This window comes from Robiginitalea rubriflava, assembly GCF_052540725.1.
Genome location: NZ_CP199309.1, coordinates 1792274 through 1814533 on the forward strand (window position 1 = coordinate 1792274; position 22260 = coordinate 1814533).

18 protein-coding genes are annotated in these 22260 nt (G+C 48.7%); 5 read left to right on the top strand and 13 right to left on the bottom strand.

All coding sequences use genetic code 11. The features are described 5' to 3' along the window. Positions 1 to 3: 3 nt before the first annotated feature. Both ACT6NU_RS08170 and ACT6NU_RS08175 read right to left on the bottom strand, forming a co-directional pair. Positions 4 to 477, bottom strand: a complete 474-nt coding sequence (locus tag ACT6NU_RS08170) for a (2Fe-2S)-binding protein (protein WP_445381184.1) — start codon at positions 475 to 477, stop codon at positions 4 to 6. An 85-nt stretch (positions 478 to 562) separates the two neighbouring features. After that, positions 563 to 1018 (bottom strand): GNAT family N-acetyltransferase, encoded by a 456-nt coding sequence (locus tag ACT6NU_RS08175; RefSeq protein WP_445381185.1) that lies wholly within the window; start codon positions 1016 to 1018, stop codon positions 563 to 565. 202 nt (positions 1019 to 1220) lie between these two features. Between ACT6NU_RS08175 and ACT6NU_RS08180 the strand changes: the two genes are divergently transcribed. After that, positions 1221 to 1754 carry a DinB family protein gene (locus tag ACT6NU_RS08180; protein ID WP_445381186.1) on the top strand — a complete coding sequence of 178 codons (534 nt, stop codon included), beginning with the start codon at positions 1221 to 1223 and terminating at the stop codon, positions 1752 to 1754. A 51-nt stretch (positions 1755 to 1805) separates the two neighbouring features. Beyond that, positions 1806 to 5081 carry a glycosyl hydrolase gene (locus tag ACT6NU_RS08185; protein WP_445381187.1) on the top strand — a complete coding sequence of 1092 codons (3276 nt, stop codon included), beginning with the start codon at positions 1806 to 1808 and terminating at the stop codon, positions 5079 to 5081. Between the two features lie 57 nt (positions 5082 to 5138). Here the strand turns inward: ACT6NU_RS08185 and ACT6NU_RS08190 are convergent, their stop codons facing one another. The 10 genes from ACT6NU_RS08190 to ACT6NU_RS08235 form a co-directional block, all read right to left on the bottom strand. After that, positions 5139 to 6179: a zinc-dependent alcohol dehydrogenase family protein gene (locus ACT6NU_RS08190; protein ID WP_445381188.1), complete on the bottom strand. Its 1041-nt coding sequence runs from the start codon at positions 6177 to 6179 to the stop codon at positions 5139 to 5141. A gap of 62 nt (positions 6180 to 6241) precedes the next feature. Next, the gene (locus ACT6NU_RS08195) at positions 6242 to 9361 is read right to left on the bottom strand and encodes a VPS10 domain-containing protein (protein WP_445381189.1); all 3120 of its coding nucleotides are present in this window, start codon (positions 9359 to 9361) and stop codon (positions 6242 to 6244) included. Between the two features lie 42 nt (positions 9362 to 9403). Then, on the bottom strand, positions 9404 to 11140 hold the full coding sequence (locus ACT6NU_RS08200) for a glycoside hydrolase family 13 protein (RefSeq protein ID WP_445381190.1): 1737 nt from the start codon (positions 11138 to 11140) through the stop codon (positions 9404 to 9406). A gap of 90 nt (positions 11141 to 11230) precedes the next feature. Continuing rightward, the gene (locus ACT6NU_RS08205; RefSeq protein WP_445381191.1) at positions 11231 to 12163 is read right to left on the bottom strand and encodes a carbon-nitrogen hydrolase family protein; all 933 of its coding nucleotides are present in this window, start codon (positions 12161 to 12163) and stop codon (positions 11231 to 11233) included. A 17-nt stretch (positions 12164 to 12180) separates the two neighbouring features. Then, on the bottom strand, positions 12181 to 12573 hold the full coding sequence (locus tag ACT6NU_RS08210; protein ID WP_445381192.1) for a hypothetical protein: 393 nt from the start codon (positions 12571 to 12573) through the stop codon (positions 12181 to 12183). 44 nt (positions 12574 to 12617) lie between these two features. Further along, entirely contained in the window at positions 12618 to 13133 is a 516-nt protein-coding gene (locus ACT6NU_RS08215; RefSeq protein ID WP_445381193.1) for a GNAT family N-acetyltransferase, read from the bottom strand. 6 nt (positions 13134 to 13139) lie between these two features. Beyond that, complete coding sequence (locus ACT6NU_RS08220; RefSeq protein WP_445381194.1) at positions 13140 to 13775, bottom strand: intradiol ring-cleavage dioxygenase; 636 nt, start codon at positions 13773 to 13775, stop codon at positions 13140 to 13142. A 101-nt stretch (positions 13776 to 13876) separates the two neighbouring features. Further along, positions 13877 to 14959, bottom strand: a complete 1083-nt coding sequence (locus ACT6NU_RS08225; protein WP_445381195.1) for a 3-oxoacyl-ACP synthase III family protein — start codon at positions 14957 to 14959, stop codon at positions 13877 to 13879. A gap of 169 nt (positions 14960 to 15128) precedes the next feature. Further along, positions 15129 to 16184 (bottom strand): bestrophin family protein, encoded by a 1056-nt coding sequence (locus ACT6NU_RS08230; RefSeq protein WP_445381196.1) that lies wholly within the window; start codon positions 16182 to 16184, stop codon positions 15129 to 15131. Positions 16185 to 16600: 416 nt separating this feature from the next. Next, entirely contained in the window at positions 16601 to 17212 is a 612-nt protein-coding gene (locus tag ACT6NU_RS08235) for a MarC family protein (protein WP_445381197.1), read from the bottom strand. 165 nt (positions 17213 to 17377) lie between these two features. Between ACT6NU_RS08235 and ACT6NU_RS08240 the strand changes: the two genes are divergently transcribed. The 3 genes from ACT6NU_RS08240 to ACT6NU_RS08250 all read left to right on the top strand — a co-directional run bounded on the left by ACT6NU_RS08240 (position 17378) and on the right by ACT6NU_RS08250 (position 19916). After that, entirely contained in the window at positions 17378 to 18232 is an 855-nt protein-coding gene (locus ACT6NU_RS08240) for an SPFH domain-containing protein (protein WP_445381198.1), read from the top strand. A gap of 3 nt (positions 18233 to 18235) precedes the next feature. Beyond that, positions 18236 to 18409 (top strand): Arc family DNA-binding protein, encoded by a 174-nt coding sequence (locus tag ACT6NU_RS08245; RefSeq protein WP_445381199.1) that lies wholly within the window; start codon positions 18236 to 18238, stop codon positions 18407 to 18409. Positions 18410 to 18566: 157 nt separating this feature from the next. After that, positions 18567 to 19916: an MFS transporter gene (locus ACT6NU_RS08250; RefSeq protein WP_445381200.1), complete on the top strand. Its 1350-nt coding sequence runs from the start codon at positions 18567 to 18569 to the stop codon at positions 19914 to 19916. 91 nt (positions 19917 to 20007) lie between these two features. On the opposite strand, the gene ACT6NU_RS08255 is transcribed toward ACT6NU_RS08250, so the two are convergent. Then, positions 20008 to 22140 (bottom strand): glycoside hydrolase family 97 protein, encoded by a 2133-nt coding sequence (locus ACT6NU_RS08255; protein ID WP_445381201.1) that lies wholly within the window; start codon positions 22138 to 22140, stop codon positions 20008 to 20010. Positions 22141 to 22260: the final 120 nt, after the last annotated feature.

A 22260-nucleotide genomic window follows, 5' to 3' on the forward strand; every position in this document is an offset into this window, starting at 1 on the left:
GTTCTAACTGATGGATTTGTTCTCTTCTGCCGCTTTTTCGATGGCCCTGATAATGCGCATATAGGTGCCGCACCTGCACAGAATACTATTCATGTATGATTTAATCTCATCCCGGCTGGGATCCGGGTTGGATTTAAGAAGGGCCGCCGCCTGCATGATCTGCCCGGAATGGCAATAGCCGCATTGTGGGGCCTGTTCACTTATCCAGGCCTTCTGAAGAGGGGTATATTCCCCATTCGACAATCCCTCTATAGTGGTTATCTGTTGCCCTGAGGCAAAGTTGTCTACGGGCAGAATACAGGCTTTCACGGGGTTTCCGTCTACGTGTATGGTACAGGATCCACACTGTGCAATCCCACAACCATATTTGGTCCCGGTAAGTCCTAAATGTTCCCGAAGTACCCAGAGCAGCGAAGTTCCTTCAGCCACGCTAACCTCATGGGATTCATTATTGACAAGAAGCTTGAATGTAGCCATGGAAATAAAATTTAGTATAAGTTACTGAAAAAGAGTAATTGGCGCAGAAAAGAAATTTAAGGATTTGTTGAAATCAGGAAATAACCTAACCCGTAATGGATTTCTCAAATTGAATTTTCCGTATGCCTGCCTCAGCTATATACTGCCCCACCTCCCTGAATCCCAATTTCCGGTAAAGGGTTGTTGCCGGATCATTCTGCAATCCTGTTTCCACTGTAAACCGCCCTGAAGGATATGTTTTAAAAGCAAAATTTACCAGGGATTTTCCGATTCCTTTGCGAAAATGAGCCGGAAGGACCACCAGGCTCTGTATATGAGTGGTATCCTGCCTGAAGTCAATCTCTATTACACCCAGGATTTGCCCGCCGGAGGTATAGGCATAAAAATCATTTTTACTATGTGTAAAACCTTTCAGTGGCCTACGTAAAGGGGGGAAGTCCTTTGCTTTCAGTAACGAGGCCTCAACGGCATAAGATTCCTGGAAAACCGCGCGTATTTTTTGGGCAATCCCCGGTTCGGAATGATTTAGTTTTTCAATCAAGGCAGCTGTAAAATATAGGTTACAAACAGACGGTTCTTAAACTGCAGTAAGGAAACCAATCTCAGGTTAAAAATAAGGTTTTGTCAGGATCGGACAGTTGGAAAGAAGAGAAAATCCAGTACTGATTTCCGGAAGGCAGGTACCTTTTCTCGCAGATTTGGAGGGATTGAGTATCTTGTATGTGGCACAAAAGAATCGTATCATGAAAAATATTTTACTGGCTGCTTTGTTGTTTGGAATCGTCCTGGGATTTGGGCAGGAACAAAGGACTCCTAAAACCCCGTTTACACAAATGTATTTGCCTGTTTGGGAGGAAGCGCGCGATCATTGCCTTGCCGTTGCCAGGGCAATGCCTGAAGAATTATACAGCTACCGACCCACAAAAGTCAGCAAGTCGTTTGGGGAACAGATGGTTCATATTGCCTATACCATCGAGCTTTTAACCAAGCGCTATGTTGAGGGGATGGAGGTAACTCCAAACCCTCCGGATGCGGCTTCTCTTAGTAAAGCCGAAATCCTGGAATTGCTGGAAAAAGGATTTGCCTATACCAATGAAGTCATTTTTGCAATTGAACAGGACCAGCTTGATGAAACCTGTGTAATGTATCACAGCGGGAATACCGTAAGTCGTGCATTTGCTTTCTTTTACGTGCAGGACCATATGGCAAATCACCGGGCAAAGGCCAATCTGTATCTTCGGATGAACAACATAGAACCCCCGGAGTATACCTGGTAAGCAGCAGCTTTGATTATATTTACGAAAAACCAGATTTTAACAGTCCTCAATATGAGTAACCAACCAGCCCTTAAACCCCTGTTCCTTTTCACTTTTTTATGCCTGTTTCTTTCAGTGGAATCGCTGGCACAAAGTAATAAAACAATTATTGAGCAAGCCGTTAAAGGGCTTTCAATGCGGGCTGTTGGGCCTGCTGTTATGGGGGGGCGAATAGCAGATATAGCGGTTAGTCCGGATAATCCCAATACCTGGTATATTGCTGCAGGTTCCGGAGGGGTTTGGAAAACAACCAATCGCGGGATTAGCTGGCAGGCGGTTTTTGAAAACCAGCCATCGTATTCCATTGGAGCAGTGAGCATAGATCCGAATAACAGCCAGGTAATTTGGGTGGGAACCGGGGAGAATGTCAGTGGAAGGCACGTAGGCTGGGGAGATGGTGTCTACCGGAGCCTGGACGGCGGAAACAGCTGGCAATCCATGGGCTTGAGTCGTTCAGAACATATTGGAAAAATTGCAATCGATCCGCGAAACAGCAATCTGATTTATGTAGCCGCCGAAGGTCCCTTATGGGCTTCCGGGGGAGAACGAGGGCTTTATCGCTCCGAAGATGGCGGCAACAGCTGGGATCTGGTACTCGAGGTCGATGGGCATACCGGGGTAACCGATATAGAATTCGATCCTTCCAACCCGGATGTGCTTTACGCGGCGGCTTATCAACGGCGCAGGCATACCTGGTCTTTGCTGGCTGGGGGCCCTGCTTCCGGAATATATAAATCTTCTGACCGGGGCCAAAGCTGGAAGCGTTTGCAAACGGGTCTGCCTAAAGGGGATATGGGAAAAATAGGCCTGGCGGTTACCCCTGCCGATCCAAACCGGGTGTACGCGACCATAGAGGCTGATGATGCTGAAAAAGGGTTTTATAGCTCCTCGGATAAAGGGGAAAGCTGGGAAAAACAAAACAGTTATATCTCCGGGGGGACCGGACCGCATTATTATCAGGAGATTGAAGCGTCTCCCACCAATCCGGATCTGGTATACCAGATGGATGTTTTTTTGCACGTAACGCGGGATGGGGGCAAAACCATTGATTACCTCGGCACCGGAAGGGAAAAGCACAGTGACAACCACGCCCTCTGGATTGACCCGGCAGATGGGTCGCATTTGCTGGCCGGTACCGATGCCGGCTTGTACGAGTCCTTTGACGAGGGCACAAGCTGGCGGCATTTTCCAAATCTGCCAATATCCCAGTTCTACAAACTTGCACTGGATAACTCCCAACCATTTTACAATATCGTCGGCGGGGCACAGGATCTCGGGACCCTCATTGGCCCTTCTGCAACCACCAATACGGAAGGAGTCCGTAATCAGGACTGGTATGTTCCCCTGGGCGCAGACGGTTATGATACAGCTGTAGACCCGGAAGATCCGGATATCATTTATATGGAGATACAGGAAGGACAATTGCATCGCTACCATAAAAGCAACGAAGAGGTGCTCAATATCCAGCCAAAGCCCGGGCCCAATGACCCTGCGGAGCGCTGGAACTGGGATAGCCCGATACTGATCAGCCCGCATAACCCCAAGCGTTTGTATTATGGCTCCCAGCGCCTCTGGAGGAGCGATGACCAGGGCAATTCATGGACTCCCGTAAGTGGTGACCTGACTACCAATACTAACCGATATGAACTAGAGATGATCGGCAGGGTCTGGAGTGTGGATGCCCTTTACGACAATGGTGCCATGTCTAAATATGCAACCCTAACGAATATCTCAGAATCTATCCTGGAGGAAGGCTTACTCTATACCGGTTCGGATGATGGCCTGATTTATATTAGTGAAGATGGCGGTCTGAACTGGAGGAAAAGCGGAGCATTGCCTCAGGTTCCCGCCAGGTCTTTTATCAACGATGTGGAGGCTTCCCTTCATGACTCCAGGGTGGTGTTTGCCGCTGCAGATGCGCATAAGCTTGGTGATTTCAAACCTTATTTGTTTATGAGTTCAGACCGGGGTCGCAGCTGGAAATCCATTACCGGCGATTTGCCGGCTAAGACAATCGTCTGGTCTGTAAAACAAGACCATCTGAATCCGGATTTGTTAATTATTGGAACGGAATACGGAATCTATTTCAGCCTCAATAATGGTAAGAACTGGATTCAATTAACCGCTGGAGTGCCTACCATTCCATTCAGGGATATTGAGCTGCACCCCAGGGATAACGACCTGGTTGGGGCTTCCTTCGGCAGGGGCTTCTTTATCCTGGACGATTACAGCCCACTACGCACACTTGCCCGCATGCCGCAGGCAGGTGAAAATACCCTTTTCCCGGTACGGGATGCCTGGTGGTATATCCCCAACGCTCCCATGCAGGCAAAAGGGATGCCTACCCTGGGAACCAGCAGTTTTGTGGCAGATAACCCGCCCTATGGAGCCTTTATTACTTTCTTCCTTCAGGACATACCCCAAACTGCAAAAAGTAAAAGGCAGCAAAATGAAAAAACCCTGCGTAAAGAAGGTAAAGACATCCCCTTCCCCGGTTGGGAAAACTTACTGGAGGAAAACAAGGATGAAGCGGCAGTGGCCCTGGTACTCATCCGAAATGAAGCGAATGAGCCGGTTCGCTGGCTGAAAGCTCCGGCTTCCAAAGGAATGCACCGTATAAACTGGGATTTGCGATACGCTGCGCCCGACCCAATTGATTTAACACAGCCCGGGTTTGTACCCCCCTGGGCAGGAGAAGAACAGGGCCCGCTTGCGGCTCCTGGAAACTATAGTGCAGAGCTCTTTGTGATGTTTTCCGGTACGTTGGAACCCCAGGGCCCGCCCCAGAAATTTGAAGTGAAACCTATTCCCGCCCTATTGGGAAGCGCTGATTTTAGCCAGGTAGCTGCCTTCCAGCAACAGACCAGTGAACTTTCCCGCCAGCTTGCTTCTGCTAACCGCCAACTAAGGGAGGCCGGGGAACGGATGCGCTATATGAAAGCAGCCCTGACACAAACCGCCAAAGCAGGGCCGGATTTCTTTAACCGGCTTAAGTCTTTGGAAGACCGCAGGGCAGACCTCCAAACAGATCTCTCGGGGAATCGGGCACAACAACGCCTTAATGAAAATAGCCCGCCCAGCCTTCAAGCTATGGTGGGAAGCGTTATTTACGGGCATTGGGAGACTACCCGCACTCCTACGGAAACCCAAAAGCAAAGCATAGCCAGGGCAGGGGAGGCCTTTTCTGTTTTTCAGCCGAAGATCCGCTCCTTTCTGGATGCCCTCCAGCAATTGGAGTCAGATATGGAAAAAGCGGGAGCCCCCTACACTCCAGGTCGCAGGTTTTAGCCCTGAAGGAATTTTTACGGTAACTGGGTTGGAATAAAAGGAAGCAGTCCTGACCCGTTAAAAGGAGTCAATTATCTGTACGCCCGGATGGTCAAAGCTATCCATTAAGGGGAGGGCCCTGGCGGCTTCTTCCAGGCAAATCCGCTTTTGTATAAGTTTTTGTGGCTCTAAGATCCCGTTCTGGATCATTTTAAGCATTTCGGGGTATTTATGCGCCTGCATCCCGTGAGTACCCAGAATTTGAAGTTCATCTGCAATTATTCTGCCCATGGGCACTTTTGGAGCTTTATGGTTTCCTGTCATCAGGCCGGCCTGAATGTGCTTTCCCCTTTTTCGAAGGCCGGAGATGGAATTGAAACAGGTTTCCTGACTTCCCAGGGCATCCAGTGAAACCTGTACCCCTCCGTCGGACAGGTATCTTATGGCCCCCGCGATATCGGTTGTTTCCCTGGCATTCAGGCAATGCTGCGCTCCCAGTTCGCGTGCCAGTTCCAAAGCTGCTGGCCGGATATCTACTGCTATTACCTCTGCTCCCAATGCATAGGCAATCATAATGGCGGAAAGCCCTACTCCCCCACAACCATGAACAGCTACATATTGGCCCCCGCTAACCTTTCCCTGTGCCACGATGGCCCGGAATGACGTGATAAACCGGCACCCCAACACGGCTGCGGTGGCATACTCAATATCATCAGGCAACTTAACAAGGTTGGTGTCTGCATAGTCAACCGCCACATACTCTGCAAAGGAGCCCCAGTGCGTAAAGCCCGGCTGGGATTGCTTATCACAAACTTGTTGATTTCCGGAGGCGCATTCCCTGCAATGACCGCAGCCGCAGACAAAAGGAAGGGTAACCCGGTCGCCTGCTCTAAAGGCCCTCACCTCCGGTCCAACAGCCTCCACCGTGCCTGCCAATTCATGCCCGGGAACATGGGGCAGGGAAATATCCGGGTCATGTCCCATCCATCCGTGCCAGTCGCTCCGGCAGAGGCCGGTGGCTTTAACCCGGATCACCACTCCGTCAGGATTGGGTTCCGGATCAGGCACCTGCCGGATTTCCGGGGTTTCCTGGAAGGCATCATAAATCAATGCTTTCATCTGCGCTCATTCATATTTGTCTCATTTCCCTGTTCCTGTCAAATTATATACGTGGCCTGTGGCTACTTTCCGTCACCTATTGGGGTGATGCCAGAGCTCTCCAGTAAACGGTTCACCTCTGGCAGGTTTTCATTCATGACTTTCCCAAATGCAACAACATACTCCTTTAATTCTGCCGAAAGCTCCTTAAAAACGATATAAGCCCCATCGGTGGGCCGGGCATCCCCTGTTTCCACGCTTCTCCTCAGGGAAGCCAGGCGGTTATTCAATTTAATCGGGAAATTCAGAGGGTCTTGCCCGGATTGGTTCCTGACCTGGTAGAGGTTTTCTTCGATGACAGATAATTTACCTAAAAGCGGAACAATGATATTGGTATAGCCTGGCTCATTAATTCCGGGTTTATTGGATTCCAGAAAATCGCGAACCTTGCGAATATCAATGACCGTCTGGTTTGCTAAACTGGTCTTTTTCATAATTTCAGATGCGAGATCAAATTGTTCCTTAAGGTCCGCTTCTGTAACCCCTTTAAGGTTGGGATCTATTTGGATGGAAAACGGATAGGTTTGTTCATAGGATCCGGCTTTCATCCGTACTCTGTATTCCCCGGGCGGGGCTTTGGGTCCCCTTTGCGGACGGGCGCTCCAGATGATCATCCCGTCAAAGGTTGTGGCTCCCGGGTACCTAAGGTCCCAGGTAAAGGTGTTCAGGCCTTTGGCCGTTGTGGGTTTGCTGGAGCCGCCCCGTTGCCACCAGGGGAGATCCGGATCTACCTCGTATTTGGGCTGGCTTCCTGTAAAAGTGTCAATGAGCTGGCCATTCTCATTGAGTATCTCAAAAGTAATACTATCAATTTCTTTGCTGAGGTAATAGGGTATGGCTGCATCGCTGATCCCGCGGATCGCATCTGAGGGCTTGAAAAGCACGGCGCCGGCATCTTTCATTTCAGGCTGGTATTGCCTCAGCGAATGGATGTCATCCAGGATCCAGAAACCCCGTCCGTGGGACCCGAGGACCACGTCATCATCCTTGATTACCAGATCGCGAATAGGCGTGTCTGGCAGGTTAAGTTGCAGGGGTTGCCACCAGGCCCCGTCATTCATTGAAAAATAAACGCCGTGTTCGGTTGCCAGGAACAGCAGGCCCTGCCGCACCGGGTCTTCTCTGACTGCCCGGGCAAAATGTCCGTCTGCGATCCCATTTATGATTTTAGTCCAGGTCTTTCCGTAATCATGCGTTTTAAAGACGTAGGGTTGCCGGTCGTCTACCTGATAGCGGTTTGCCGCCAGGTAGAGGGTTCCCGGCCTGTGCCTGGACTCATCAATAATACTGACCCTGGAATATTTCGGAAGGCCACTGGGGGTAATATCCAGCCAGTTTTTGCCGCCGTCCCGGGTAATATGCACTTTCCCGTCATCCGAACCGGCCCAGATGGTGTTGATGTCGTGATAGGAGGGTGCCAGGGCAAAAACCGTAGCGTAAATTTCAGGACCGTTCATATCCATGGTAATGACTCCCCCGGTTTTTCCAAGGGTCTCCGGATCGGCATAGGTGAGGTCCGGACTTATCTTTTCCCAGGATTGCCCGTCGTCTGTGGTTTTCCACACGTGTTGGGAGCAGGTGTACATAACCCGAGAATCCTGAGGGGCAAACATGATTGGGAAGGTCCACTGCCAGCGTTCCGGAAGGGCCTCTGCCGGTTCACCCGAGAAAAAACGTGGGTACACCTGAATGTCCCTGATCTGGCCGTTACTGCGGTCATAGCGGGTAAGCAGGGCACCCTGGCTGCCTGCATAAAAAACATCGGGTTTGTCCGGATGCTGGGTAATCCAGCCACTTTCCCCGCCGCCAACGGCATAATACCAGCCATGGTTGGGCCCTCTGGCCTGCATGTGGTCCCAGCCATCACTGGGCATGGCCAGGGTACTGTTGTCCTGTTGTGCGCCTGCGACGTGATACGGCACATCACTAGTAGTCATAACATGGTAGAATTGCGTAGTGGTGTAATCCTGCTCGGTCCATGTCTTCCCGCCATTGATGCTCACATTTCCCCCGCCGTCATTGGAGTTGATCATGCGCTCAGGATTTTCAGGGTCAATCCAGAGGTCGTGGTTATCGCCATGCGGTACCGGAAGGGTAGTGTCAAAGGTTTTACCCCCGTCGGTAGATTTGTATAAACGGGTATTCAGGCAATACACCGTTTCTTTATCCTTTGGGTCTGCGTAAATCCGGGAATAGTAAAAGGCACGTTGCCGGAGTTTTCGCTCGTCATTGGTACGTTCCCAGGTTTTACCGCCATCTTCGGATCGGAAAACCCCTCCTTCGTTTGCCTCTACAATGGCCCAGACCCGATTGGAATCAACCGGAGAAACCGTAACCCCGATTTTTCCTATCGGGCCTTCGGGCATACCAGCGTTGCCGGTCAGGTCGGTCCAGTTGTCTCCTCCGTCGGTGGATTTCCAGAGTTTACTCTGGCCCCCGCCACCCCACATCTTCCAGGCCTTGCGATACACCTGCCAGGTACTGGCGTACAATACCTCAGGGTTGTTTCTATCGATAATAAGGTCTACGGCCCCTGCCTTGGGGCCTGCGTATAAAACTTTTTCCCATGTTTGGCCCCCGTCTTCTGAACGAAATACCCCGCGTTCCTCGTTTTCACCATAAGGATGGCCGAGGGCTGCCACGTAAACGATATTGGGATTTTCGGGATGGATCCGGATGCGGGCCACGGCCTGAGTCTCCTTTAGTCCTAAATGCTCCCAGCTTTCCCCTGCATCTGTTGATTTATAAACCCCATCCCCTTGGGTAATACTTCCCCTGAGTTGCACTTCCCCCATCCCGATATAAACAATATCCGGATTGGTTTCGGCCACGGCCACTGCCCCTACAGAAGAACTGCTAACTTTCCCGTCGGTAACGGGTTTCCACTCATTCCCGCCATCCGTGGTTTTCCACAAACCGCCCCCTGTAGCTCCAAAATAATACTCATAGGGTCGGCTGGGGCTGCCAGCGCACCCCAGGGAACGTCCGCCCCGATTGGGTCCGATATTGCGCCATTCCATGCCTTCATAAAAACCTGCCGGGAGGGTGTAATTTGCAGTATTCTTCGAATCTTTTTTTTGGGCGGCTACCATCAGAAAACTGCCCAGGGCAATCAGGCTTATCAGTGTTCGGGTTGATTTCATTTTAAAAGGTTTAAAGAGGATGTTAGTTCTTGTCTTATCTGATTAGGGTTGCATGATGACGGCCTGCCAGGGCTTAAGGGACACTGTGGTACCGTCATTTTCGAGTGTTGTGTAGTTGTTTATTACTTCCCTGGCACTCCTCCAGCCGTCGGCTAATACCATCCGGGCCGTGCTTTCCGAAAAATTCAGCAAGACCAGCATTTGATCTTCCCCCAGGGTTCGGGTATAGGCATAAATTTGTTCGTGCTCGGGGGCCAGCATTTCGTAATCCCCGTAAATCAGTACCTGGTTGTTATTTCTTAGCGCAGTCATCGCACGGAAATGGTTGAGCACGCTGTTCGGATCGGAGTCCTGGGCGGCTACATTGATTTCCGTGTAATTTTCATTTACCGGCAACCAGGGGGTTGCCGTGCTAAACCCGGCATGTTCTGTACTGTCCCACTGCATGGGGGTACGACCGTTGTCTCTTGAGAGGAAATTGAGGGCCTGCATATGCAGTTCCATATCGGCACCTTCCGATAGTGCTTTTTGGTAGCCGTTTATAGCGGCGATATCCTGGTACTGCTCAATGCTTTGAAAATCGATATTGGTCATCCCCAATTCGTCCCCGTAATAGGTGTATGGGGTACCCCGCATACTCAGTAAAAAGGTTGTCAGCAGTTTGGCAGACGGGCTCCTGTATTCGGGGGTATCGTTCCCAAACCGACTGACAATACGGGAAACGTCGTGGTTAGAGAGGAAAATGGAAATCCAGCCTTTTTCAGCAAAAGCACTGTCCCATCTGGAAAAGACCTCTTTTAATTCCTTCAGCTTATAGCCCTCCAGGGAATTTACCAGGTCTACCGTCTCGAAATGATAGGCCATATCCAATTCGTTCCGGTCTGCATCTACCAGTAAATGGGCATCCTCAAAAGTAGAGCCGGCCCCTTCGGAAACAGAGAATACATCGTACTTGCTGAAAACCTCCCGGTTCATTTCCTGCAGGTAACTGTGCAGATGCGGGCCCATGCCCACGTATTTGATAAAATCCTTTTCATAGCCTTTGGGCCAGGCAGGGAAAGTGGTATCCTTGCTGACAAACTGGAAGGCATCCAGGCGAAAGCCATCAACGCCTTTATCTGCCCAGAACTTCATGATGTCATATACTTCTTCCCGGACTTTTGGGTTTTCCCAGTTCAGATCCGGTTGTTCGGCCGCAAAATAATGCAGGTAATAGGCATCCGTAATGGAGTCGTATTTCCAGGCATTCCCTTCTGCATCAAAAAGGCTGTAGCGGTAAGGGGGGTCCCCTTTTTCTGCCGGCCACCAGTGGTAGTAATCCCGGTAGGGGTTGTCCCTGGAACTCCTGGACTGCTTAAACCATTCGTGCTGGTCACTGCTGTGGTTCACCACCACATCCAGCACAAATTTGATACCGCGCTGGTGCAGGCCTGCCAGCAATTCGTCAAAATCCTCCATGCTGCCAAAGGCTGGTAAAATAGCCCGGTAATCACTTACATCGTAGCCATTGTCTACCATGGGAGACTCAAAAAAGGGATTCATCCAGACCATTTTCACCCCCAGGCTCTCAATGTAATCCAGTTTGTCAATCACCCCTCTCAGGTCTCCAACCCCGTCCCCATCGCTGTCCTTAAAACTTCGGGGATAAATCTGGTAAATAACCCCTTCCTTCCACCATGCGCGGTTTGCAATTTCAGTTTTTTCGTCAGTCTTGTTCGTATTTTCCACACAGGCCAGGGGAATCAGCAGTAGCAGTAAGAGATAAAGTGATTTTTTCATATGGTTTGGTTTTAAGCGGGCCGGAACCTTAAATTTAAGGCTTTACATTCAGAATTAATAGCTCAAAGCAGGTTACAATTAAATCATCAATTATTTATCTGATCGCTCTTTCTTTAAAGGAGGTTGTCCGATTGCTTCGAATTTAAAGATATCATCACGTGAATAATGCCCGGCGGGATCAAAGTCCATTCGGCTTTCGGGTATTTTCTGCAGGTTGAGCGTAGCCATCAGGGCACCGGCGGTATCGTAGAGGGGCCCTTCCAGGATTTCTCCAAGGGGGGAAACGATCAGGCTGCCGCCCCTGCAAAAGGGTTCCGGGTTATCGGAAAGCTGGTCCTGAAAACGCCCGGGATACATGGCTTTCGTAAAATACTGGTTGCAGGCCAGTACAAAGCAGCGACCTTCAAGGGCAATGTGTTGCATGCTGCTAACCCAGCTCTCCCTGGAATCTGCGGTTGGGGCTATATAGATTTCAACCCCCTGCCGGTACATGGCCATTCGGGCCAGCGGCATGTAATTCTCCCAGCAAATAAGGCCTCCCAGTATACCGATACGCGTCTGAAAAGTAACCAGGGAATCGCCACCGGCTTCTGCCCAAACGTATCGCTCGGCAGCAGTAGGTTTGATTTTTCGATGTACCCCAAGCAACCCTTCCGAGGGGGAGATATAAAGCATGGAACAGTACAGACTGCCGTTTTGCCGTTGTTTTTCGGTAACTCCTATTACCAGGTAGGCCCCGGTTTTTTTGGATAGCACTTCCAGCCGTTTCAGGTCGGGGGAATCCAGGTCCAGGCTTTGCTCGTGGTATTCAGCGTATAGTTTCCTGCCTTCGGCACTTCTGCTCCCGATGCTGGTCCCGAACGTAAACCCCCTGGGATAGCCGGGAATAAAGGATTCAGGAAAAACAATGAGTTCTGCACCTTTCCTGGAATAGGTCTGTACCAGGGTTTCGATTTTGTCCAGGGTGGCGACTTTGTCAAAGAAAACCGGGCTGTCCTGGATTAAGCATACCTTAACGGTCATTTATCTCACACTTAAGTTTATTGATGCACTTTTATCCAGTCTACACTCTTATCGGCTTTCATTTTCACTACCATTGTTTTAGCGTGCAGTGTCCAGCCCAATAAACGCCGGCGGGAGATTTCGTAATAGAGATACTCCCCGTTTCGCCGGTCTGGTTTCCCCAGCAGTTCCATAATCTTTTCCTCCCGTAATTCCCGGATACTGTCATTATAGAGGATTCCATTGAGCATGGCCTCTCTGTAGAGGTAGTTATCCCCCTGCTTTTCGCCCCATTTTGTTTTGTCGAACGGGCTTTCCTCCGCTTTATCCCCATCCGGGGTGCAGGAAAAAACCAGCAACAGACCAAAAAAAAACAATAGCCCTGGGTAAAGGCGGATGGGATGCCCATAAATTGCAAGGCCGGCTTTCATATATTTAAAGATAGGGAAATATTGAAAAGCGGGCCTCTGGGTATTCAGGGCTGCTTCTGTTTTTCCAGGAAATAGGTAATTCGGTCCTTGCGCTCAGGGAGCTGCTTTTTGAGCCCGGGAGTTATGGGTTTTCCCCCAAGTTTCTCAACTGCTTTCTGTGATCGGATATTTTCCGGGGCAATATGGAAGAAAACATAGTCTACCTGCTCAAAAGCGTGGTTAATCATTAATTCCTTGAAAAGGCGGTTGTAGGTTCCGCCCCAATACTCCCTTTTCAGAAAAGACCAGCCAATTTCAATTCCAGTTGGAAAACCTGAAACCGGCTTGAATCGCGAACTTCCGATAATCTGTTGGGATGACTTGCCGATGATTACCAGTGCCCCACCGGATGACAGGGATTCCGCAAAAAAGCGTTCAAATTCTGCAGCTTCGTTTCGCTTATTCGGGTGTTGTTCCCAGATGAGCGGGTCGGAGGCTGCCTTAAAAAGGGCTGCTTTGTCATTTGCCTGAAGCGGCCTTATTTTGAGGAGTTCATTTTTCAGGGTGGGTTGTAAGTCCATTTGGGCTCAGCGGTAGTTCGGAATATTCAGACCAAGGATAATATCGCGGGTGGCGACTTTCATCCCTTTTTCCAAAGGTGGATTTAAAATACCGGAGCCACCCCGGTTTTCCAGAGCAGAGCGCTCTTTTGGGGTGAGAAGCGGGTCATCCTCAAAAACAAAAGAATCCATGTAATAAGGGTCCTTGCCAGGCTCTTTGACCGTCAGGTGGATATGGGCCGGTTCAAGGCTGTTCGGGTAGGAGGCAGGGCGAAAAGTATAGAAGGTATACCGCCCGTCTTCAGCAGTTTTGACCCAGCCCCGAATTATGCCATGCCTGCGCGCCCAGCCTTTTTCATTACCATGTGTTTCATAAATCCCCTCTCGGTTGGTTTGATATACATACAGGATAACATCTGCGGCTGGACTGCGTCCATCGTTCTGATAAACAATTCCCGTGATTTTAAGTTTGGGTTCTGTCTCAGAGAATTTAGGAAGTGTATCTATCGGGCTAAGGACACGCCTGCCAAATTCCAAAAGTGCTTCGCATCCTTCACAGCCACCACCTATGGGAAGGGCAGCTGTCTTTCCAGACTGGGACTGCCCGCAGGAAAAGCTGAGTAGGAAAACAACTCCCCATAAAAAACTGAAAGCTTTTTTCATACCTATTAAGGTAGTCAAAAATCAATATGAGGTTTCTTAAGAACCTATTAAATTATCGGCTGGCCAAAGTCTGGATTCCGGTGATTGTAATTCGCTTCGAACTACATTTTATAAACGGCAGCATTGATGTTCATTCCTGCCCCTACCGAGGCAAAAACAACAAGGTCTCCTTTTTGCAGGTTATGGGGCTCCATTTGGTTTTTCAGGATGAGATCCAGCAGGGTGGGCACGGTAGCAACAGAGGAATTTCCCAGGGTATCAATGGTCATGGGCATAACACCTACCGGGGAGGAATCTATCCCGTAGAGTGCGTATAGCCTTTTCAGGATTGCGTCGTCCATCTTTCCATTGGCCTGATGGATCAGAACTTTTTTGACCTTCTCAATGGGGGTATTGCTTTTTTCCAAACAACTCTTAATAGCCTGCGGCACGGTTTCCAGGGCATACTGGTAGAGTTTGCGCCCGTGCATCTTTAAGAAAATATTCCTCGATTTTTTAGTTTCCGGTTTATAGGAGGGGCCCATATACAACATTTCCGAATACAAATAGGTATCCGATCGCGTCGAATGGGCAAGAATCCCTGTTGGCTGCTCACTTTTCCGTGCCTCCAGAAGCGTTGCTCCGGCTCCGTCGGAATACAGCATGCTGTCCATGTCATGCGAATCGATTACCCTGGAGAGAACCTCTGCTCCAATTACCAGGATCTTCTTTGCATCCCCTGATTTGATGTAGTAATCTGCCTGAATGAGTCCCTGTAACCAGCCAGGACAACCAAAAGGAAGGTCATAGGCAACCGTGGCAGGGTTCTTAATGCCCAATTTATGTTTAACCCTTGCCGCCAGGGTGGGTACCAGGTCAATTCTTTGGCTGTTGTGTTTTACATCCCCAAAATTGTGGGCCACAATAATGTAGTCAAGGGTCTCCGGATCCACTCCTGAAGAGGTTATGGCATCCATGGCTGCAAAGTATGCGATGTCTGAGGTAACGAGGTGGTCCTTTACATAGCGCCTTTCCCTGATGGTTGTGATTTCCTCAAGTTTTTCGATTATTTGCTGATTGGACTTTTTTAACTTTTGTTGGTCAGCCCCGTAAAATTCATTCTCAAGGAAGGCTTCATTTTTCACCTTCTGGGTCGGTATATAACTTCCCGTCCCCGTAATGACGCTGTAAATTTTACTACTCATAATTCAACCTGGCAAGAATTGCCGCTATTAAATACCTTTTAAACAGGAGTTTGACAAACGCCAAGCGGCTCTGGGGTCATACTGTGGATCCTGTTTTGTAAAGGTACGGCAAGAATTCCATATCCTCCGCTGTATCCCAGCCGATCCCCTGTTTTTTTTCGTAAACCGCTCAAAACTGCACCCCAAAATCTGCAGGAAATTGCTGTGGGATGTTGTCAGCATCTTCCCCCAGGTTCTGTCTGAGGTCTATTTCTATCCCCCTGGCAATAGTGGAGATGGGTACATCATTGGAAGTGCCTTCGAAGGGGTTTTCCCCTGTCCTTCCGATGCGTTCCATGGTATGGAACATCCAGGCTACCGCTACATAGATGGGAATGCTGAAACAGATAAATACACTAGAAATAAGCGGATAGGATTCCGATAACTCCTTGCCGATATCCATGAATTGGGGGATTAGCGCCATAGGGAGCAGCATCAGTAACAACCACATAAAGTAATGATTCAGGGAGGCATATTGGCGGGGGTATGGAAAATTTTTGATGCGTTCCGATTGACCCTGCAGCGTAAAGAGCTCCTGTACAAGGCCCTCCAGTTCCAGAAAGGAAAACTCCCAGATCACCCCCTGTTCTTTTAGCTTTCTGAAATGATGGGATTGCAGGTAAAGGACAGCTGTCTGCGGATTTCCCTTGCTTAGTACATACTTTAAATCTTCGTCAGAAAGGTAGGGCCTGAGATCTGCTTCCAGGCTGGATTTTCTTTCCGGGGGCAGAATGCCCCATTCCGAATTGGTTTTATGCCTAAAGGTGGTTTCCCAGCTTTTTTGCTGCCGCATGGAATGCCTTAAAGCGGTAAGCCAGGCCAGGTGCCGGTACGTGACTTTTCTGACGATATCGGTGATATCCTTTTCAGTGAATCCCTTCGGCCCCTGTTCCAGGGTGATCATATCCTTAACATATACGCCCAGGGTCCTGGATGTATTTACAATCCCACCCCAGATCTTCCGCGATTCCCAGATTCGGCCATATACTGCGTTATTCTGAAACCCGATGATAAAAGCGACCGCCGTCCCGATCAGGGCCATAGGGGTCCAGGGGATCCTGAGCCAATCCAGGTCCAGGAAAAAATAGGCGCAGACCCAAAGGCCAATAATAAGTATAAACACCAGGGTTTCGTAACGCGTCCAGCGCACCATGTCAAATATGCGGTAGACTTTTTTTGTATACATGGGTCAGGTTGTTTAAAGGGTAAAAAGGCCACCTCGGCTTGCTGATTTCCACCGGCAGCGCTCTTCAACAAGATAGGATTATTAATACAAAAGCAAAACTGTTTTGTGCTTAAAAGTAATGTAATGAAGTGATTACCCTAATGACTTTTTGCCGTGGAAAAATCCTGCAATCCAGTGGCACAATAAAACAAGGAGGGGGGCCACTACAAGGCCGTAGCTATAGATCCAGAACAGTTGTACGGCTAATTGTCCTCCCTGAAAGGAAGCCTTTTCTGAAAAAGTATTCGTTAAATTCCCTGCCAGCAGGGCGCAGAGTGGCACCCATAGAACAGCCACTTGATTAATTGACTGAATCTACCTCGTAGCGGTGGGCCAGGGGTATACGGACGTTTTTTTGGATTCCTCACAATCCGAAGCTAAAGTTTCATAAAATAATTACTGATCCCGCTTAAAATACTTTGTACGGCATAGGACGCCAAAATAAGCCCCATAATCTTACTGATTACAGTAATCCCATAGGTCCCGATCCGCTGCTGTACCACCCCTGCAACCAGTAAAATAAGTGCAGTCAGCACAATTACAAGGAAAACCAGTGCCGTTGTAAGTAATTGTTGCTCTATGGTATAAATGTGGTTATCAGTCATCAATACTACCGCCATAATAGCTCCTGGGGAGGCTATGGATGGGATAGCGACAGGAAAAATAGTAACGTGTTTATAGTCGGTAATCTGGCTTTTTTCGCGTTCCGGTTTTCCATCCCCGAAAATCATGGTAAGGGCAAAAAGGAAGAGGATAACGCCGCCGGATATCTGGAAGGCATCAAGGGAAACCGACATTCCTTCCAGGATTAGTTGTCCAATAATGATAAAGAAGAGCAAAATAAGGAAAGCAATAAAGCTGGCCCGGATGGCAATTTTCCGTTTGTGGAGGGTATCGAATTCCTTGGTCGCCTCCAGGTAGACCGGAACAGATCCTATGGGGTCAATTACTGCAAAGAGAAAGAAAATAGTTGTAAGGATTTCTACCATACCTTTTTAAATGCAAAATTAAACGGAGATCGCACAAACAGATGGGTACGAAACACCCGGGTCCGCTTTTTTGTATCCCCGATTAAAGGTAAACTCTTTTTTGGATCAACTTCCTTTGATAATAAAAAAATAATTAGTATTATTATGATATTAAAATGATATCAAATGAAAAATGAAAATACCATCAAGCCCAGTAGCGGCTATCTGATACTATTCGTCTTATTTGCCTTGATCGCCATAATGATAACCGGATTGATCATTATGGGAAATCCGCTTTGGCTGATCCTTTTTCCGATTATTATCCTGACCATGCGGGGTTTCTTTATTGTGAACCCCAATAGTTCAAAGGTGCTGGTTCTTTTTGGGGCTTATATGGGTACGGTAAAAGAGAACGGGTTTTTCTGGGCCAATCCTTTTTATACCCGCCGCAGGATATCGCTCAGGGCCCGAAACTTTGACAGCGAGCGCGTAAAGGTGAATGATAAGATCGGGAATCCCATCATGATCAACGTGATTCTGGTATGGCAGGTACAGGATACTTATAAGGCGGCCTTTGATGTGGATAATTACGAAGAATTTGTAAGGGTGCAGACCGATGCAGCCGTGCGGAAGCTCGCAGGTTCCTATCCCTATGACAATTTCGAGGATGAAGAAGCAGAACTCACGCTTAGGTCCGGGATGGATGCGGTAAACGAGGCCCTTGAAAATGAAATAACCGAACGACTCGCAATGGCGGGGATAAAAGTAATGGAGGCCCGCATCGGATACCTGGCCTATGCCCCTGAAATTGCCAATGCCATGTTGAAACGGCAACAAGCCGTCGCCATTGTTGCGGCCCGTAAAAAGATTGTTGAAGGCGCTGTAGGCATGGTTGAGGATGCCCTGGCCCAGCTTTCCAGGGACAATATTATCGATTTTGACGACGACAAAAAAGCTGCAATGGTCAGCAATCTGATGGTGGTACTATGCGGGGATAAAGAGGCTGTTCCCGTAGTGAATGCCGGCACACTAAATGCCTAGTTTGTGAGTAAACGAAAGTCTTTTGTACTTAGGATTGACCCGGAAACCTTTAAGCAAATAGAAAAATGGGCCGAGGATGAATTCCGTTCTGTAAACGGGCAGTTGGAGTGGATTATCAACAAAAGCCTGAAAGATGCCAAAAGACATCCGCGGGATCAAAAAAAGAAGGACACCTGATAATGCTTGGCGGCAATTTCAGGTGTTTTTTCTTCGGGCTGATACGCCCTGTTTTTTAGTTTGAAGTTTCATATTTCTTCACGTCCTGATATAATTTCTATATTTAACGGTCCGAAATGTTGGATACAGACAAACCAAACCACCCAAAACCACCGGGATGAAAATTATTAAACCAAGGCTTACGTTCTGGCAGATCTTTAATATGAATGTTGGATTCCTGGGGATTCAGTTCAGTTTCGGGTTGCAGCAAACCGCAGTGAACCCGATTTTTTCATTTTTAGGGGCCAACCACGAAGATTTACCCATACTCAATATTGCGGGACCGGTTACAGGACTCATTGTCCAGCCAATAATCGGGGCGATTTCGGATAAAACCTGGTCTCCCAGATGGGGAAGAAGAAAGCCCTTCTTTCTTATAGGCGCCCTTATCGGAAGCCTCTGTTTATTTGCCTTTCCGTTCAGCCCGGCCCTTTGGTTTGCAGTTGGCCTATTGTGGATACTGGATGTGGGGAACAATATGGCCATGGAGCCTTACCGTGCTTTTGTGGGAGACAAGTTAAACGATAAGCAAATGAGCTTTGGTTACCAGATGCAAAGCCTGTTTGTGGGAGCAGGGATTGTACTGGCCAATGCTTCTATTTTCCTCTTTCAGGATTGGTTTGGAGGGGCCGAAACGGTTACCGAGGCGGCTGATTCCATTCCCCGCTGGCTGTATTACTCCTTCTTTATTGGGGCTATCCTTTCGGTTACCACTATTTTGTGGTCGGTCCTGAGGACACCGGAAATCCCGCCTTCTTACGAAGAGATGGAGGAAATGAAAGTCCATAATGCCAAACCTTTGAAAGATCGCATCCGGGCTCCCTTTTTGGAAATTGTGGAAGCCATTAAGGATATGCCCAATTTTATGTGGAAACTTTCGGGCGTATATCTTTTTCAGTGGTATGCCCTGTTTGTTTATTGGCAATTTATAGCCCCGCTGTTTAGGGAATCCATGAATTTTGACCAGTCGCAGGCGCTTAGCCAGGCTGCCAAGATGAATACCACCTATAATGTTACCACCATGGTTGTTGCCCTGGCCCTGGTGCCACTGGCCGTGCGCTTTGGCGGCAAGAAAGTATATACGGCCAGTTTATTCCTCACCGGCATTGCGATGCTCTCCATCCCCTATATAGATGACCCAATGCTGGTCTTGTTTCCCATGGTTTTATTCGGGATTGGCTGGGCTGCCATGATGGGGATACCGTATTCCATGGTGTCTAAAATAGTGCCACAGGAACGCCGTGGGGTGTATATGGGCATCCTCAATATGATGATTGTAATTCCCATGGGGATTCAGACCCTTTCTTTCGGCCCTATCGTTAAAAACCTGCTGGGCAACAGTGCCATCAATGCCATCCTGTTTGGAGGGGTGTTTTTTGTCATTGCCGGGCTGTTGGCGCTTCGCCTGAAAGAGCCTAAATCCGTAAATGAAGAGGATGCGCCCATTCCGATGGGGGGAGGGCACTGATTTCTTAATTTTCCAATAAGGGTATAAGAGAACTCTTTTTCATTAGTGCTGCTCTGGCATTCAGAGATCAGGTTTTTACCAATAGGTTCATTTACTCCTTTTCTACAATACTGATCGCAAAACCACCACCCGGGGCGAGGTGGATATCTAATTGGTCGCCCTTATTCAGGTCCATTTCTTCGATGGCATAGGCCTGCGGATTGGTTTCCCAGTGAGCATCATCCGCATCCCGGTATACTTTTGCTGAGTACGTTTTCCCATCTTCCAGGAAGTCAAAGGCCAGGTTAAGGTCCCTTTCCTTTTCATCGGTAATTCCGCCTACAAACCAGTTTCCGGTTTCCCGTTCCTGCCGGGCTATGGTAACAAAGTCTCCAACTTCCCCGTTCAGGACTTTGGATTGCTGCCAGTCTACCCCCACATCGGTAATAAACTGAAAGGCCGGGTGGACCTTGCCATCCAGCATATAGTGCTCGGGCAGGTCGCAAGCCATTTGTATAGGGCTATAAATTACAACGTACAGGGCCAGTTGGTGGGCAAGTGTCGTACTTACTCTATTGTCTTTTTTGTATTCCTCAAATTTGATATTGAAAACACCAGGTGTAAAATCGATGGGGCCGGAAAGCATACGGGTAAACGCTACCGTTGGCAGGTGGTCCGGAGGGTTGCCCCCATCGGCAGACCAGGCGTTGAATTCCTGCCCCCTCAGGCCTTCCCGGGCTATGGCATTCGGAAAGGTCCTGCGCTTGCCGGTAGCCTTAATGGGTTCATGGGCATTTACGGCGATTTTTTTCTCGGCAGCCTTCTCCAGAACCTTTTGGTAGTGGTTTACCATCCATTGCCCGTGGTGGTATTCCCCTTTCGGGATGATCTTGCCTACATAACCCGTTTTAACGGAATTCATCCCATTGGCCTTCATAAAATCATAGGCCTCTTCCATTTGCTTTTCATAGGTCAGGGGTGCTGCTGAGGTTTCATGGTGCATGATTACCTCTACTCCTTTTTCATTGGCGTAGCGCATTACCTCGTCAAAATCGTAATCGTCATAGGGCGTCATAAAATCAAAAATACCTTCCCGGTCTTCGGAATTCAGCCACTGGTCCCAGCCGGTATTCCAGCCTTCTACCAGCAGGCCTTTGATCCCGTTTTCAGAGGCAAAATCGATATAGCGCTTGGCGTTTTCAGTTGTAGCCCCGTGCTGGGAAGACCCTACTTTACCGGTTGTCCAGGTATTCATGTCCTGGCTGCCCTCCATGTCCCAGGTAGATTTGCCGATATGCATTTCCCACCAGATCCCTACATATTTCATGGGGGTGAAGTAGCTAACATCCCCTATGGCATTCGGGTCATTCAGGTTCAGGGTCATTTTAGATTCAATAAGGTCTCCTGCTTTTTCGGCTATCTGTATGGTCCGCCAGGGGGTATTAAAGGGCAGGCTTACCTGGGCTTTCCCGCCCAGTCGCTCGGAACCAACCAGTTCACTAACCATACGGTGGTTTTCAGGGTCAACCTTGAGGGTCATTCCGGCATAGTTGGTTAGGTCGGCCTCATGGAAGCTCAGGTATAGCCCGGCATCGGTTTTCATGGTTACCGGGGTGTTCACTGCATTTTCAGGAATATAGGTGGCTGCCAGGTCCGGGACGTCCCGCTTGGAGAGGGCATCAATTTCTGAGAATTTGGTTTCGTTATACAGGTGTTCGTAAATGTCCCAGTCTCCTGGAATCCACCAGACCGTATGATCTCCGGTAAGGTTGAACTCTGTGTTTTCATCAAGGATAAGGACGTCCTTCAGGTTTTCCTGTTCGGGGAACTCATAACGGAAGGCCACCCCGTCATTGAAAGCCTTAAAGTGGATATTGACCTTGCGCTTTTCCCCATCCTTTTCCTCCAGGGAAACCAGCAGGCCGTTATAGTTGTTACGGACTTGCAACTGTTCCCCCCAGGGCATTTCCCAAGTCTCATCCATGGTTTCTACCTGAGTGCCTGTAATCCTGAAGTTTTCTGCAAGTGCCGGCAGGTCTTTTAGTTCGAAGCTCATATAAGAGCTGTCTACCACCGTTTCGTTTTTATGCGAAACGATGTAATAGGGCTCTCCTTTATCAGACAGGTCAAAAGTGATCTGGTTGTTTCCATCCGGCGAACTGAGCGTCAGGGATTCTGGTTCTGTTACGCAGGAGGAAAAGCTGAAAAGTACGAGCATAAAGGAAAAAAAATAATATTTGTTCATTGGTTTAAACGTATTTAAGACCCTTGCATTAAGGCAAGAGGATTTGCAGAAAATTGAAATTTGAGGCCTTAATTTACGGAATTTATCAGCAGGAAGAAAGTACTGCTTATCTGGGTAGTT